Source organism: Delftia acidovorans NBRC 14950 (assembly GCF_001598795.1).
GTDB classification, from domain to species: domain Bacteria; phylum Pseudomonadota; class Gammaproteobacteria; order Burkholderiales; family Burkholderiaceae_C; genus Comamonas; species Comamonas acidovorans.
Genome location: NZ_BCZP01000027.1, coordinates 57,821 through 72,312, shown reverse-complemented (window position 1 = coordinate 72,312; position 14,492 = coordinate 57,821). Strand labels below are relative to the sequence as shown.

The window sequence follows — 14,492 nt, the reverse complement described above, 5'->3', positions numbered from 1 at the left end:
GTTCCGGCGCACGGACATGCGCTACGACGCGCTGGGCCGGCTGGTGCAGACGCTGGCGCCCGAGCGTGCGACCGAGCAGCCGATGAGCATCACCACGCGGCAGAACATGCTGTATGGGGTGATCTCGCAAAGCGAGGTGGACGTCCAGACTGTGCCTGTCGAGTACCAACGCAAGCCCTACAACCAGGTGGACCTGGTCTGGCGCTCGCTGGAAGACCTGGGCAGCGGCGACGTGCGCATCACGCTGACCTACGACACGCGGGCATTCACGCTGAACACCCAGCACAGCGGCACCTATAACGTCACCAGTCTGCGCGACCAGACCAAGACCGTCATCGTGCCTGCCGAGGAAGCCGTGGAAGGCTACAGCCTCAAATGGGCCAATGCGAGTGCGGACGCTCCAGGCATAGGCGCCATCAAGAAGGTCCTGGTCGAGAAGATGGACGTCTTCGGCAAATGGCAGTCGCTGTACAGCGTGGACGGCCCCGCACAGCCCTCTACCCTCAACTGGACCGAGGGCAGCAGCCCCGGCCAGATCTGGAACGAGGCCGGAGACGGCCGCATTCCCATCTACCGCTACTACAACCGCTACACCGATACCCACTACTTCACCACCAGCCTGACCGAGCGCGAGCGCCTGCTCAACCAGTCCAAGGGCTGGTTGGATGAGGGCACGGCCGGCTACGTGAGCCGCGATCCGCAACCCGGTCTTATACCGCTGTACCGCTGGACAAAGGCTGGCGACCCCGATGTCTCTCTGTACACGAATGGCGGCGCGCCATCGGCCGGCGGTTCGTGGCAGAACCAGGGCATAGAGGGCTACGTGGCCCCCGGCGCAACCACCGAAGTGCCGGGCATGACCAAGCTCTACAGGCTGGACAACAAGGCCAGTGGGCGCGGCGACGGCCTGTACACCACCTCCATCACTGACCGCAACGCCCTGCTGGGATTGCCGAGGGCCACCTTCGGAGGGTCTTCCCACACCTCGCTCATGTTCGCCAAGGTCATGGGCCTGAGCATCGAAGTCAGCTACCCGCAGGACCTGGTCAGCAAGACCACGCTCGAATACCGCCGCTACGGCAGCAATGACGGCTGGACCACCGCGCCCGTGGGCATACAGACCTCGTTCGGCTCGGCCCACCGTTTCGACGTCAGCCAGTTCCCCGCCGGCAACTACGAATACCGCGTGCGCAACACCAATGCGCAGATGACGCGCGATGTGGGTTCGGGCACCTTCACCATCGGTGCAGAAAGCACCAACGGCAACCTGCCGCCCCTGCCCGGCGGCGTGGAACAGGGCAGTGCCATCATCGACGGCTACCCCTACCGCGTGCTGCAGTGGCCCAAGCCTGCGGCGGGCTGGACTGTGGAATTCCGCTACTGGCCCCAGGGCAACAGCTCTGCCGTGACCACGCGCACGGTCGGCAACGGCCTGTTCGCCTATGGCGACGGGCGCACCGTGGGCATGGGCATCAACAGGCAAGGCGTGGCCGTCAACTGGGGCCCGGGCAGCATCGAATACGAGGTGATCGCCACCAACACCGCCACGGGCGAGAAGGTGCATGCCACAGGCCAGGTCGGAACACCAGGCAACGTGGCCATGACCAACGTCTCGCCCGCGCCGGTTCTGGAAAAACGCAACGTCACCAACCTGGGCGTGGTCGGCTATGTCTGGAGCAGCCCTGCTCCCGGCCGCGTGCCTCTGCACCGTTTCCTCTTCACCTACCAGAACAACCAGCACCACCTCACCTCGGCCGATCCCACGGTCTTCTCCGAATTCAAGGCGCTGGAGGCTGCCGGCGCCGTCATCTATGACGGCATCGTCGGCTATGTGGAGACCTCGCCCTCGGCCACCAACCAGCGCCTGTACCAGTACAAATACGGCGCCTCCACCGTCTTCCGCCTCACGGCCAATCCGCAGGATGTCAACGGCGGCTCCTTCGTCACCCTGAACTCCAAGCCGGCCGCCAACTACCCGTGGTCGCCCACCACCTGGTACCAGAGCGCCTACCAATTCGACGGCTACATCTCCAAGGTCCCGGCCGATGACATGGTGCCGCTGTATGCGGCCTACAACCGCAACGCCATGGGCAACCAGCCCCTGGGCGACTACCTGACCACCACGCAGGAATACGACATCACCAATCCCTGGGTGCTCAGCGCCGAGATGATTGCCACGGCCAACGTCGCCGGCGTGGGCACCAGCCAGGCGGCCATCGACGGGCAGATCTACAACATGCTGCACTGGAGCGCCCCGGAGGTCGGTGCACGCGTCAAGGTCAGTTCCTACCCCAGCCTGCCGGGCGGCACGCCCACCCTGTGGCGCCAGGGCGACAACCGCATCCACTTCCCGAACTGGGCGCCGCTGCAGGGCATCGTGCTGGATGCGCTCACGCCCAATACCGAGTACAGGATCACGATCGAGATCGAATACCCGGCCACGGCCCAGCACGCGGCCTATGTCGCCAAATCGATCGTCAAGGTCACCGTCCCCTCCTCGAGCGCCATCAGCCTGCAGGAGACCACCCCGCCCTACACGGAAACCGTGCAGACCCGCGTGTGGGCCGGCACGCCCTTCAACCTCAGCAACCGCGCCGTCACCAACCGCGAGTACGACCGCTGGGGCAACCTCACCGGGGTGGACGACCCGCGCGTGCAGGCTGGCCAGACCCTGTTCAAGACCAGCTTCACCTACAACGCCAGCAACCAGCTCACCTCCCAGACCCAGCTGGCCAGCTACGAAGGCCCCACCGAATACACCACCACGCGCATCTACTACGACGCACTGGGCCGCCAGGTCGGCGTGCGTGACGGCAAGGGCAACATCAACGCCCAGGTCCGTGACTTGGCCGGCAACGTGGTGCAGGAGCGCAAGGCCGACGGCGGGCGCATAGACCTCAGCTACAACGCCTTTGGCGACAAGATCAGTGCAGCCGAGCGCATGACCGCCACGCGCACCGTGGTCACCGACTACAGCTATGACAAGCTATCGCGGCTGACCTCCACGACACTGGCATCGACGTCCACCCTCTCGCGGTTCGAGTTGGGATCGGTCAACGGCGCGGTGGCCAATGGTGTCAACGGTAGCGTCCATGCGGCCAACGGCGTCTCGGGGGCCGATCCCCAGAACGCCATTGCCTTGCGCACGCTCGAAACCATCCAGTACGACGAGGCCGGCCGCAAGGTGCGCGTCATCAACGGCAACAACGAAGCCACACGCTACCGCTACGACCTGGCCGGCAACGTGACCATGAGCGGGCAGGAGCAGGTCAAGGTCACCGCATCGCCGGCCGTACCCGGCCCCACCGTGACACTGGGCGGGCTGAGCAACGTCAACTACTACCGCTACGACACGCTGGGCCGCAAGATAGGCTTTACCGGTGCCGGAGATGGCGCCAGCGCCATGACCCAGGACTGGAGTTACGACATCTTCGGTCGCCTGACAGCCCGAAGCGACTCGCAACTGGACAACGCCTCACGCGTCTACTACCAGTACGACTACAACAAGGCCGGCCAGCTCACCCATGAGGGCAACACCAAGGGCAAGAGCCTGGACTACCGCTACGATGGCGCGGGCCAGCTCATCGAAATCAAGGACAACTACCTGGGCCAGCTCAGCAGCTACACCTATGACCTGGCCGGCAACCGACTCACCGAAAAGCTCACCCAGAAGACCAAGCTGTCCTCCGGCCTCATCGAAAACGTGGTCTACCAGGACAACCACCTGTTCTACGATGCCCAGAACCGCCTGCGCGCCAGCTTCGATGGCCGCACCGACGTGCGCATCAGCTATGACCTGGCCGGCAACCGCAGCCAGGTCAAGACCAGCGTCATCAACAACCTCTACAAGGTGAACTTCGCGGGCCAATGGTGGCAATCGCCTGGCTGGTACGACCAGGTGGACAATGCCAGCCTGACGACCTATGCATACGACGCCATGAACCGGCAGACTGTCAGCTTCGAATGGCAGATCCAGAAGGTGGGACTTGAGCAAATCACCTCCACCACCCTCAAGCACAACTACGCCTACGACCTGGCCGGCAACCGCACCAGCGACATTGCCAGTGAACAGACCTCTGGCAAGGCCGCCCAGGAAACGGTCAACCACTACGTCTACGACGACCTGCACCGGCTGGACAGCTTCAGCATCAGCCAGTCGGGCAAGGCCACGCAGTCCGGCCAGATCCTCTACGACGGAGCCGGCCGACAGGTCTATGCCAAGACATTGAGCAGCACCGGCGAAGCCGAACACCGCTACAACCAGTACGACACCCTGGGCCGCGTGCAGGACACCCGCGTCGTCATGCGCCGCGCCGACAACCAGCAAAAGATCCAGCACACCGACGTCGCCTACCATGGCGCCCCCGGCACCACCGACCCCAGCCTGGGCTACGACGCCGCTGGCAACCTGCGCGGGCAAGTGCAGACCACGAATGGCAACACCGGTGATGCCACGCGCACCACCTACAAGTACCAGTTCAACGGCAGCTACCAGCAGACCGAGTCCACCACCACCCAGGGGGGCCGCACGGCCACCACCAACACCTGGCGCGACGCCAACGGCTTCATCAGCAACATCGAGCAGAAAGGGGAGGTCTACGACACCCGCTACAACCGGGCCTTCGTCAACGACGCGCGCGGCAATGCGCTCTACGTCAACCAGAGCGCCGGCACCACGGCCGACAAGGGCGGTCGCATCCAGAACGAGCCCGGTGGCTACATCGGCGGCTTCATCGGCGACGCCATCAACCCCGGCCACGTGCAACGGCAACTGGTGGCCAACGGCGAAGTCCTGGCCCGCTACGGCGACGCCCCCGACTCCGAGAACCCGCCCAAGGCTGGAGACGTCCCCAAATACGTCAACACCGCAGAATTCCACCTGAACGCCCCTGCCCTGAAGCTGCGCGACACCAACTTCAGCGCGATGAGCTACACCGTGGTCGGCGGCGAAACCCTCAAGACCATCGCCCGCAACGTGCTGGGCGACAGCAGCCTGTGGTGGCGCATAGCGGAAGCCAACGGCCTGGCCGTCTCGGGCGACGGCGAGCTCACGGCCGGCCAGACCCTGAGCATTCCCAAGCTGGCCCTGAACGCCAACAACGCAGACACCTTCCAGCCCTATGACCCGAGCCGGGTCACGGGCAGCCTGGATTCGGTGCTGCCTGCGCCTGCGGGCCAGGGAGGTGGCTGCGGGGCGCTGGGCAAGATCATCATGGTGGCGGTGGCTGTAGTGGTTGCCGTCTATGCTCCTCAGTTCCTCGCCAATATGGGGGTGCCCGGGCTGATCAGCGGAGCCGGAGCCACTGCCACCACCTCGGCGATGGGTGCTGCAGTAGGAGGGGCCGCAGGCTCCATCGCCAGCCAAGTCGCTGGCAATCTGATGGGGGTGCAGGACGGCTTCAGTTGGAAGAGCGTGGCTCTGTCTGCGCTCAGCGGTGGCATCACCAAGGGCCTTGCAGGAACGGAACTGCTGGGCGGAACGGACTGGCAATCGGCAGCTATGCGAGCAGCTACGGCCAATGCCATGACCCAGGGTATTGGCGTGGTCACGGGGCTACAAGACCGATTCGACTGGAAGAGCGTGGCGGCCAGCGCGGCCGGTGGCGCCGCGGGCAGCTATGTGGACGGCCAGCTCAAGACCTCCACCGTGTTCAGCGAGTGGAACCAGACTGCGGCAGGCATCGCGCGTGGCACGATCAGCGGGTTCGCGGCAGGTACGGCTGCTGCCGTGGCGCGGGGTGGGCGCATCAGCATCCAGCAGGTGGCGACCGATGCGTTTGGGAATGCGTTGGGAGAGAGCCTTGCGTCACTCAATCAGCCCACACCCTCAATCTATAGTTTGGCGTCTGACGACCGAGCCTCGCTTGGGTTGCTTCCTGGAAACGGCGAGCCGAATCTGAGGCTTGGTGGCGCTGCTGGCCTCAGTTATGGGGAACAACGCGCAATACCATCATTCGGAATTAATACACAGAATTTAGACAGTTTCGGGAATAACGGGTATTTGGCATCAATGTATGCCACTCCAAAGATCATCTATCAAGGGGTAAATTCGCAGGGCTTGCGATACGATTACTACGATTCCGATGTGCGTGCAACCGAAGTAATTAGCCATAATATTCTGAAACCTGTAGCGTTACCATCTATTAGTTTAGATAATGCTCCAGCATTTAACACAGATATTTCTATCGCCTCACCAAGTGGGGCTGAATATATTCAAGGAACTGCGCAATTGGTGCTGGGTGGAACCTACAACCAAACTGTACGTATTGGTAGTGCACTGGCTTCCATTCCATACGCCATTTTGAGTGGAGTAGATACTGCGGTAGGTGTTCAGAATATTCTTCAAACAAACTACAGTTATACGCCCGACAGTCCCGGTGCAGAGGCTATCTTAGGCAAATTGGCACCTGCGGCAGCCTACGTTCAGAGCAATATAATCAACCCAACTCGCGCATTTTCCGAGGAGCATCTAGGTGATGGAATAACATCCATTCTCGGTGCAAGCTTGCAAGCTGGCGCTGAAATATATGGAACGGTTACTGGAATACGAGCAACTGGTAGTATAGCAGCAGCGGCACTCGACAATGCATTCTCGGGACCGATAATAGGGAGCAGAGCGGCCCAGCTTGGGGGGGTTAAATTTGGCAATACCGTCGTGCCGGTGCCTGGTGATTCCGATTTTTTCGGGCCACTGACACAACTTGACTCTAAAATTCTATTTGGCGCTGGAAAACCCGGGACTAACAACTTCGTCGGAGGCCACTCCCCCGACGTGCTGAGCTCTCCAAATTATCAGATGAACCCTTACTCCACGGTTAACCCGGATGGGACGATTTCGGTGACGGACTTCAAAGGCACAATCGTTCGAAAGGATGGCAGCATTGGTTTTTCAAAGGCAAAATCACCGAATATTCAAACGATTGCCCCCGAAACGTGGGGGAATGCAGATATTCTTGAGGCAGGCAAGATAACTGGAAAACAGCCGGGTTTTGTGCTTCGGAATACAAATGGAGTGGAAACCACTGTGCATACATCCGTTGTCAACGGAGTTCAGTGGCAAGTGGTAAAAGAGAACGGTATAATCACATCCTCTTTCCCTACCGGGGGAAGGCCAATTTCGCCTCCGTGAACTAAAATGAATATCATGAATGAATCGTACGACGCTTTGCTGGGCTCACCTGCTTCTGGGTGGCAAGAAGTTAGTGTTCAACTTGCTGCGGATAAGCTGCATGATTTCTCACCGTCCGATTGGTACGAGCTTACAGAGCGGGCTTTGACAAAGCCTGCTTACTGGCAAGAGAGATGTGCCGAAGCTGCTGGTGCTACAGGGGGCGAATTCGCCGACACTCTGTTAACAAAGCTTCTAAATTCGGATCACCTGCAGGTGGCCGCGATTGCGGCATCAGAGCTTGAAAATATGTCAGTTAAGCCCTCGCCTAACTTACGACCTAGGTTGATGCAGATTTATGCATATCTTGAATCTCAGCAAAGTCCTAGAAAAGATGACGTGATGCGATTGCTTCGGAATATGTGAGCTACTCTAATGAATCGATGAACGACCTTCATATTGTGGGCTGTTTCAATTAGCATTGAAGAAAACTTCGCACCGATGGCGGGTACGACGGTGAATTTTTCCGTGTTCGCGGCGGCACTCCGTCTCTTGCAAGTCGTCAGTTTATAACCCTCGATGCAAATGGCAATCCTGTAATAAGAGTAGCTGACACTACTTTCCCAGAGGCGCCCTCGGAGCAGTTATGTTCGCGGCCCTCATGGCAAGACGACCTGCAAGCAAAGAACTGTGGCGACAGCTACGACCCCTGATCCCAGCCTTCGTGCCTTCTGCCAAAGGCGGCGCGCGCAAGCTCGCAGTCAGCGATGAGGCTGCCCTCAACGGCATCTTGTTCGTGCTGCAAACAGGCATTCCATGGGAAGACCTTCCCCAATCCCTGGGCTACGGCAGCGGCATGACTTGCTGGCGGCGTCTGCGCGACTGGAATGCCGCTGGTGTCTGGGAGCAGCTGCACCAAGCCATGCTGACTCGCTTGCGTGAACATGACCAAATCGATTGGAGCCGAGGCAGCATTGATGGCTCCTCGGTACCAGGCCCTCGGGGGGCCAGGAAACGGGCCCAAACCCCACGGACAGAGGCAAGCTCGGGGCCCCAAGCGGCACATCGTCGTAGATGCCAGAGGCATCCCGCTGGTGATCTTGGTCAGCGGCGCGAACCGGCACGACCCCAAGATGTTCGAGAGGTGCGTGGACGCGATTCCTGCGATTGCTGGCCTGTCAGGACGTCCCCGTAGACGACAGGCAAAGCTGCACGCCGACAAAGGCTACGACTTCAAGCGATGCCGAGCCCACCTGAGGCAGCGGGGCATCATTGGCCGGATTGCCAGACGAGGCATTGAGAGCAGCGAGCGGCTGGGCAAACACCGGTGGGTGGTGGAGAGGACGCACAGCTGGTTTGCAGGCTTTGGCAAGCTGCGAATCCGCTTTGAACGACGGCTGGATATCCACGAAGCGCTGCTGAAATTGGCGGCAGCGATCATCTGCGCGCGCTTCGTGGATCGGTGGTGTTAGCCAGTCTTAACACGCCCAAGCCTGTTGAAGTTGTTTTGGGAGGAAGCCGTATACGATCATTCTTCGCTGGCGAGAAACAATTCCGACCGGACAGTGATCTAGATATTGGCTTTAATTCAAAAATGAAAACAAAACAAATTGAAACCATCCTTGATAACTTCGATGCCGGAGGCCTATTGAAATCAGAGAGAGTAATACGCATATTCTCTGGAAATAATCCTCTTAGTGGACTCATCGTCAGTCCACAGGAATTTTTTCAAAGATCAGGAGTTCGTGGTCCCTTCCCTCCAGAACGTGCCGGACAACCATTTGGTCCGTCTGGATACATTTCCATTCATCCAGATGGAAAATTACACTAGTGCCACCCGGCGGATTTTTCTAATGCGTTACTGCGAAATAAATAAACACCCAATTGATTGCTCAAAAATAACAGTCGATCACCATTCATTCGGAAAATCCTTGCCTTCAGAAGAGGTTAATTTCTATTTTTTAAAAATTGAGTTCTCCGATGCAATCATTCATTTTTCGAAATATTATCAGGATTTCATCGACCGTGAATCGGAAGATGAGGGATTCTACGAAGAGCTTGAAGGGGATTATAAATATTTACATGACACTGGATATATATCTTTTGAGAAAATGCTGAAAAATCAATCGGAACTTCTTTCAAGAGTACTATTAAAAATATTGCCTTCAGAATTCATGGGCTATCTTTTCAACAAAAAAACAGAAATTAATCAAGAAATTCATATACTTCAAACGCTAAACAGTGTAGATATTAATGATGGAAATATTATTTGCACAGGCCATTCATTTACAATAAGTTCTAAATAAATATAGAAATTATGCCGAAATAATTTATAGAAACAAAATTCTGATTCCGTACAGGAGCGGGCCTGGCAGCAGGCACCGTGGCCTTGATCACCCAGGTTGGGCGGGTCAGCATGCAGCAGGTGGCGACCGATGCGTTTGGGAATGCGTTGGGGTGGTCCGTGGCCAGTGCGTCCACGGGCACTGAACTGCACGGCCAGGCCAACAACAGGCTCTACAGCCTCGGCGGTTCAGGCGATGACGGAACTGGTCTGCGGCTTGGTAGTGGTGAGGGGCTGAGGTACGGCAATGTGCGTGCGAGCGATGTCCAGGACACAGCGGGTGACTTTGATGTCTCCTCGATAGAAGGTTTGCGTGGGACGCTGCCGATTTCCGAGGAATCTTGGGTGCTTGCCAGTGGACCTCAGAGCACGGCAAGTGACGCAGGCAATGGATACGGTCCAGGCGTGCGCGACGCACTGCCGTCCGCTCGGGCTGTGGCTGGCGTTGGTGCGTCCTTTGGGAAAATGGCCTATGGCACTGTTCGCACGCTCAGCGACACCTTTAATCAGGCGTTGGATGTTGTCACGGGAGGTGCCTTCCACAACACACCTTTGATGCAACGTTCCTGGGAGAACAATAGCGCGTTGGGCAAGGGCATCATCAACCTGGCTGGCAGTCCTGTCGAGACGGCCACCAATTTGATCGAAGACGTCGCCAACCGGTATAGTTTGGCATCGTCCATCACGAGCGACGACTTCCAGAGAAGCTACGAATTGGGGAGCCTGTTCAACGATGTGGGACAGGCTGCATTGGGTCTTGGCGCTGGTGTTCGAAGTTTGAGCACCGAGTTGGCGAAGTATGGAAACTACCGTCTTGGCAATGTCGGAAGTGCGACGTTGGCCGAGACCGGCGCGGTCGAGAGGCTTTTGTACGGTGCAAGAGTTGGCGAGGGGTTACCTGGTATTTCTGGAGTGGCAGTGCCAGGGCGTCCAACGCCAGTGCAGCTGGAAGCTCTGACGGTCAAGCATGATGTCGAATTTGCAGTGACCTACAAGCTGGGCCCCGGCCAAAACAGTCGTGGAGGGCAGTACTTCTTATATTCTGGCGAAAAGGGAGCCGTTGACGTTCCATTGCAAAGTGACATGATGTTGATTTATCGCACCCTGGTGGAACTGCATGGACAAGTCCACAGGACATGAAAGTTATGCGCTTCCTTGAAGCCATCGGCTCGCCTCAACGCAGTTCTCAGATTGTTCCGGTAGGCAAGGATGTAGTTAGATTCAGCAAGGATGTCACAGGGAGCAAATGATGGAAGCGCAAGTGCAGCAATATGGATACTTATGGGATGGGACTGCGCCGCAGTGGGCTCTTATGAATGTTGGCGCATCTGGCAGTGAGCCGGAATATCTGATAGTCAACACTGATGCGAAGGCGGCAAAGCTCATTGAAAACAATTTGGATGCTGATGAGGTAGTCAAGCGAATGCTGGCAGCGGGTGTTCGTGTTCTGACACCTGCTGAGTTCCAAGCAAATTAGCTGCGGCAACCGGGTCCAGACTGGCCACCGGCCGCCCGTGAGGGCTTGGCCTTGACGCGGTGGTGTGCCGACCGACGCTCGCCGTGTGCGGTGCTTGGCCGTTGAAGGCCTGGCATCGCACACGGCAGAAGGCGACTCGCGCCCTTCCCTGGGAAGGGCGGGGGATGGGTTGGAGTTGCTGCCGAGAGTACAACGGGCGGCTCCGGCAGGCGCCGGTGCTGACGCGAAGGTGCGCCCGCCCCAAGGCGGGTTGCCGCAGCGTTGCAGAGGCCGACCTCGTGCGGGAGCGGTCCAAGCGCCGGGTACGCGTCCACGCGGACCCATGAGGTTGGGGTATAGAAAGCGAAAGCGACCGAAGCACGCCGCTTGACCCTGTCCCAGGTTTCCGCACCGTTCGGCAACAGAACGAGCGGCATGATGAAGGCCAAGTTGGGCCAGGAGCAGGTCAAGGTCACCGCATCGCTGGCCCTACCCGACCCCACCATGAAACTGGGCGAAATGAGCAACGTCAGCTACTACCGCTACGATGCCCTGGGCCGCAAGATCGGCTTCACCGACCCCAACCTCATGAGCCAGGACTGGAGCTACGACATCTTCGGCCGCCTGACAGCCCGCAGCGACTCGCAGCTGGGTAACGGCGCACGCGTCTACTACCAGTACGACTACAACAAGGCCGGCCAGCTCACCCATGAGGGCAACACCAAGGGCAAGAGCCTGGACTACCGCTACGATGGCGCCGGCCAGCTCATCGAAATCAAGGACAACTACCTGGGCCAGCTCAGCAGCTACACCTATGACCTGGCCGGCAACCGACTCACCGAAAAGCTCACCCAGAAGACCAAGCTGTCCTCCGGCCTCATCGAAAACGTGGTCTACCAGGACAACCACCTGTTCTACGATGCCCAGAACCGCCTGCGCGCCAGCTTCGATGGCCGCACCGACGTGCGCATCAGCTACGACCTGGCCGGCAATCGCAGCCAGGTCAAGACCAGCGTCATCAACAACCTCTACACCATCAAGAACGAAGGCAAGACCTACCAGTCCCCGGGCCAGTACCAGCAGTTCGTCAACGAAAGCGTGACGACCTACGGCTACGACGCCATGAACCGGCAGCTCGCCAGCCGCGAATACCAGGGTGCCACCCCCAACGGCACCCTGCTCAAGTCGCATGACTACCTCTACGACCAGGCTGGCAACCGCATCCAGGACACCGTCTTCGAGAAAAGCACCACGGCCGGTGTCGCCGACACGCGGGGCACCTACCAATACATCTACGACGACCTGAACCGGATCGAAAGCTACTCGGGCTACGGCATTGCCGAGCGCACCGACACCATCCGCTACGATGGTGCCGGCCGCCAGGTTTATGCGATGTCGCTGGCCCGCAGCAACAATCTCTGGAACGACGAACACCGCTACAACCAGTACGACAACCTGGGCCGTCTGCAGGACACCCGCGTGGTCATGCGCCGCACCGACAACCAGCAAAAGACCCAGCACATCGACATCGCCTACCACGGCGCTGCCGGCGACACCTCTCTGGGCTATGACGCCGCAGGCAACCTGCGCGGAAACCTGCAGACCACCGATGGCCGCACCAATGACGCCGTGCGCACCACCTACCAGCACCAGTTCAATGGCGGCTACCAGCAGACCGAGTCCACCACCACCCAGGGCGGCCGCACGGCCACCACCAACACGTGGCGCGACGCCAACGGCTTCATCAGCAACATCGAGCAGAAAGGGGAGGTCTACGACACCCGCTACAACCGGGCCTTCGTCAATGATGCCCAGGGCAATGCGCTCTACGTCAACCAGAGCGCCGGCACCACGGCCGACAAGGGCGGCCGCATCCAGAACGAGCCCGGTGGCTACATCGGCGGCTTCATCGGCGACGCCATCAACCCCGGCCACGTGCAACGGCAACTGGTGGCCAACGGCGAAGTCCTGGCCCGCTACGGCGACGCCCCTGACTCCGAGAACCCGCCCAAGGCTGGAGATGTCCCCAAATACGTCAACACCGCCGAATTCAACCTCAACGCCCCTGCCCTGAAGCTGCGCGACACCAGCTTCAGCGCCATGAGCTACACCGTGGTCGGTGGCGAAACCCTCAAGACCATTGCCCGCAACGTGCTGGGCGACAGCAGCCTGTGGTGGCGCATCGCGGAAGCCAACGGCCTGGCTGTCTCAGGCGACGGCGAGCTCACGGCCGGCCAGACCCTGAGCATCCCCAAGCTGGCCCTGAACGCCAACAACGCAGACACCTTCCAGCCCTATGACCCGAGCCGGGTCACGGGCAGCCTGGATTCGGTGCTGCCGGCGCCAGTTCTGGCAGTCCTCAGCGCCCAGCCTTTGAGGCGCCCAGCACTGCCTTGAGCAACCCATCCTGCCCCCGCAACAGCCGCTTGGCCAGCGCCTGGAAGGACTCCAGATCCCGGATCTCTCCACCCACGATGGCCTGCGCGTAGCGTCCGGAGAGGTTGAAGGCGTCCAGGCGCAGGGCGCGCTCAATGTGTTGCTGGGCCTCGTCCGTGCGGCCCTGCAGGGCCAGGGCCACGGCCAGGCCGCCATGGCTTTCGGCGAAGTTGCGGTCCAGGTCCAGCGCGCTGGTGAAGCTACGCTGCGCTCCCTGCAGGTCGGAAGACAGCAGCTGCGCCCAGGCCTTGCCGTGCCAGGTGCCGATATGGCCGGGCATGGTGGCTAGGGCGTTGTCGAAGTGGGCCAGGGCCGTGGGCAGGTCGCCAGCCAGCAGGTCGGCCATGGCATGGGCGGACCAGGCACGGCCATCGCGCGGGCTGATCTGCAGGGCGGCGCGGGCCTGCGTGCGGGCCTGTGCCGCATCCTGGCGGGCCAGCGCCAGCGAGGACTGGGTGACCAAGGCCTCGATGGGGCGGTCGTCAGGCGTGGCCTGCTCCAGCGCACGGGCGGCCCATTGGCCTGCACGCTCCAACTGATCCGCATCCAGGGCTGCGAGGCTGGCCACGCCCGCGGCGGCGGCGGGCAGTTGTTGCCTTGCATCCGCAGCGCCAGCCCAGGCCACGGCCTGATCGACCTGGCCTGCATGGTGCAATGCACGCAGCCACAGGCGGGCCAATGCGGCCGACGCAGGGTGGTCCAGATCCTGCAGCCTGGAAGTCAACCTGTCTGCGCAATCCTGGTAGCGGCCATCCTGGAAGGCGATCCAGGCCAAGTTGTGCAGCACGGCATCGGTGAATTCTCGGGGTGCGCCGTCCAGCGACAGCAGGGCATCCAGCAGTTCGGCGGCGAGCTGGTACTGGCCCTGGGCCAGCAGCAGGTCGCCTTCGCGCAGCGACCAGGCCAGGTTGCCGGGCTGCAGCGCCTGGGCGTGCCGCAGGTGAAAGGCGGCACGCTCCCATTGGGCACACTGCAGCGCCGCCCCAAAGGCCTCGGTCAGCAGGCCGGGGTTGGACGGGTCTTCACGCAGATAGGCTTCCAGGCGTTCCAGCCTGGCCGTGGAGCCTTCGTCAGTCTGGGGAGTTTGTGCGCTCATGGATGTTCCCTCGGATGGTGGTGATTGTCAGGGCAGCCACGGGGGCTGAAGC

Annotated in this window: 8 protein-coding genes and 1 pseudogene; 8 read left to right on the top strand and 1 reads right to left on the bottom strand. The window is 60.2% G+C overall.

Annotated elements, in window-relative coordinates:
* Positions 1-16 precede the first annotated feature (16 nt).
* The 8 genes and pseudogenes from DA1_RS24870 to DA1_RS24850 all read left to right on the top strand — a co-directional run bounded on the left by DA1_RS24870 (position 17) and on the right by DA1_RS24850 (position 13,305).
* Positions 17-7,129 (top strand): LysM peptidoglycan-binding domain-containing protein, encoded by a 7,113-nt coding sequence (locus DA1_RS24870; RefSeq protein WP_062794176.1) that lies wholly within the window; start codon positions 17-19, stop codon positions 7,127-7,129.
* Positions 7,130-7,144: 15 nt separating this feature from the next.
* Positions 7,145-7,534, top strand: coding sequence for a hypothetical protein (locus tag DA1_RS30730; protein ID WP_155294184.1), 390 nt, complete (start codon positions 7,145-7,147; stop codon positions 7,532-7,534).
* A gap of 235 nt (positions 7,535-7,769) precedes the next feature.
* A pseudogene (locus tag DA1_RS30060) lies at positions 7,770-8,580 on the top strand (IS5 family transposase).
* Positions 8,574-8,939 (top strand): hypothetical protein, encoded by a 366-nt coding sequence (locus DA1_RS30725; protein WP_155737668.1) that lies wholly within the window; start codon positions 8,574-8,576, stop codon positions 8,937-8,939. The pseudogene DA1_RS30060 and the gene DA1_RS30725 overlap by 7 nt, the downstream one beginning before the upstream one ends.
* The gene (locus tag DA1_RS30720; protein WP_155737667.1) at positions 8,923-9,414 is read left to right on the top strand and encodes a hypothetical protein; all 492 of its coding nucleotides are present in this window, start codon (positions 8,923-8,925) and stop codon (positions 9,412-9,414) included. Before DA1_RS30725 ends, DA1_RS30720 begins: the two co-directional genes overlap by 17 nt.
* A gap of 77 nt (positions 9,415-9,491) precedes the next feature.
* Positions 9,492-10,592: a hypothetical protein gene (locus tag DA1_RS24855; RefSeq protein WP_034390925.1), complete on the top strand. Its 1,101-nt coding sequence runs from the start codon at positions 9,492-9,494 to the stop codon at positions 10,590-10,592.
* 109 nt (positions 10,593-10,701) lie between these two features.
* Entirely contained in the window at positions 10,702-10,929 is a 228-nt protein-coding gene (locus DA1_RS30715; protein ID WP_155294182.1) for a hypothetical protein, read from the top strand.
* A 417-nt stretch (positions 10,930-11,346) separates the two neighbouring features.
* Entirely contained in the window at positions 11,347-13,305 is a 1,959-nt protein-coding gene (locus DA1_RS24850) for a LysM peptidoglycan-binding domain-containing protein (RefSeq protein ID WP_162269888.1), read from the top strand.
* Here DA1_RS24850 and DA1_RS24845 read toward each other — a convergent pair.
* Positions 13,268-14,440, bottom strand: coding sequence for a tetratricopeptide repeat protein (locus tag DA1_RS24845; protein ID WP_051940558.1), 1,173 nt, complete (start codon positions 14,438-14,440; stop codon positions 13,268-13,270). The genes DA1_RS24850 and DA1_RS24845 overlap by 38 nt on opposite strands.
* Positions 14,441-14,492: the final 52 nt, after the last annotated feature.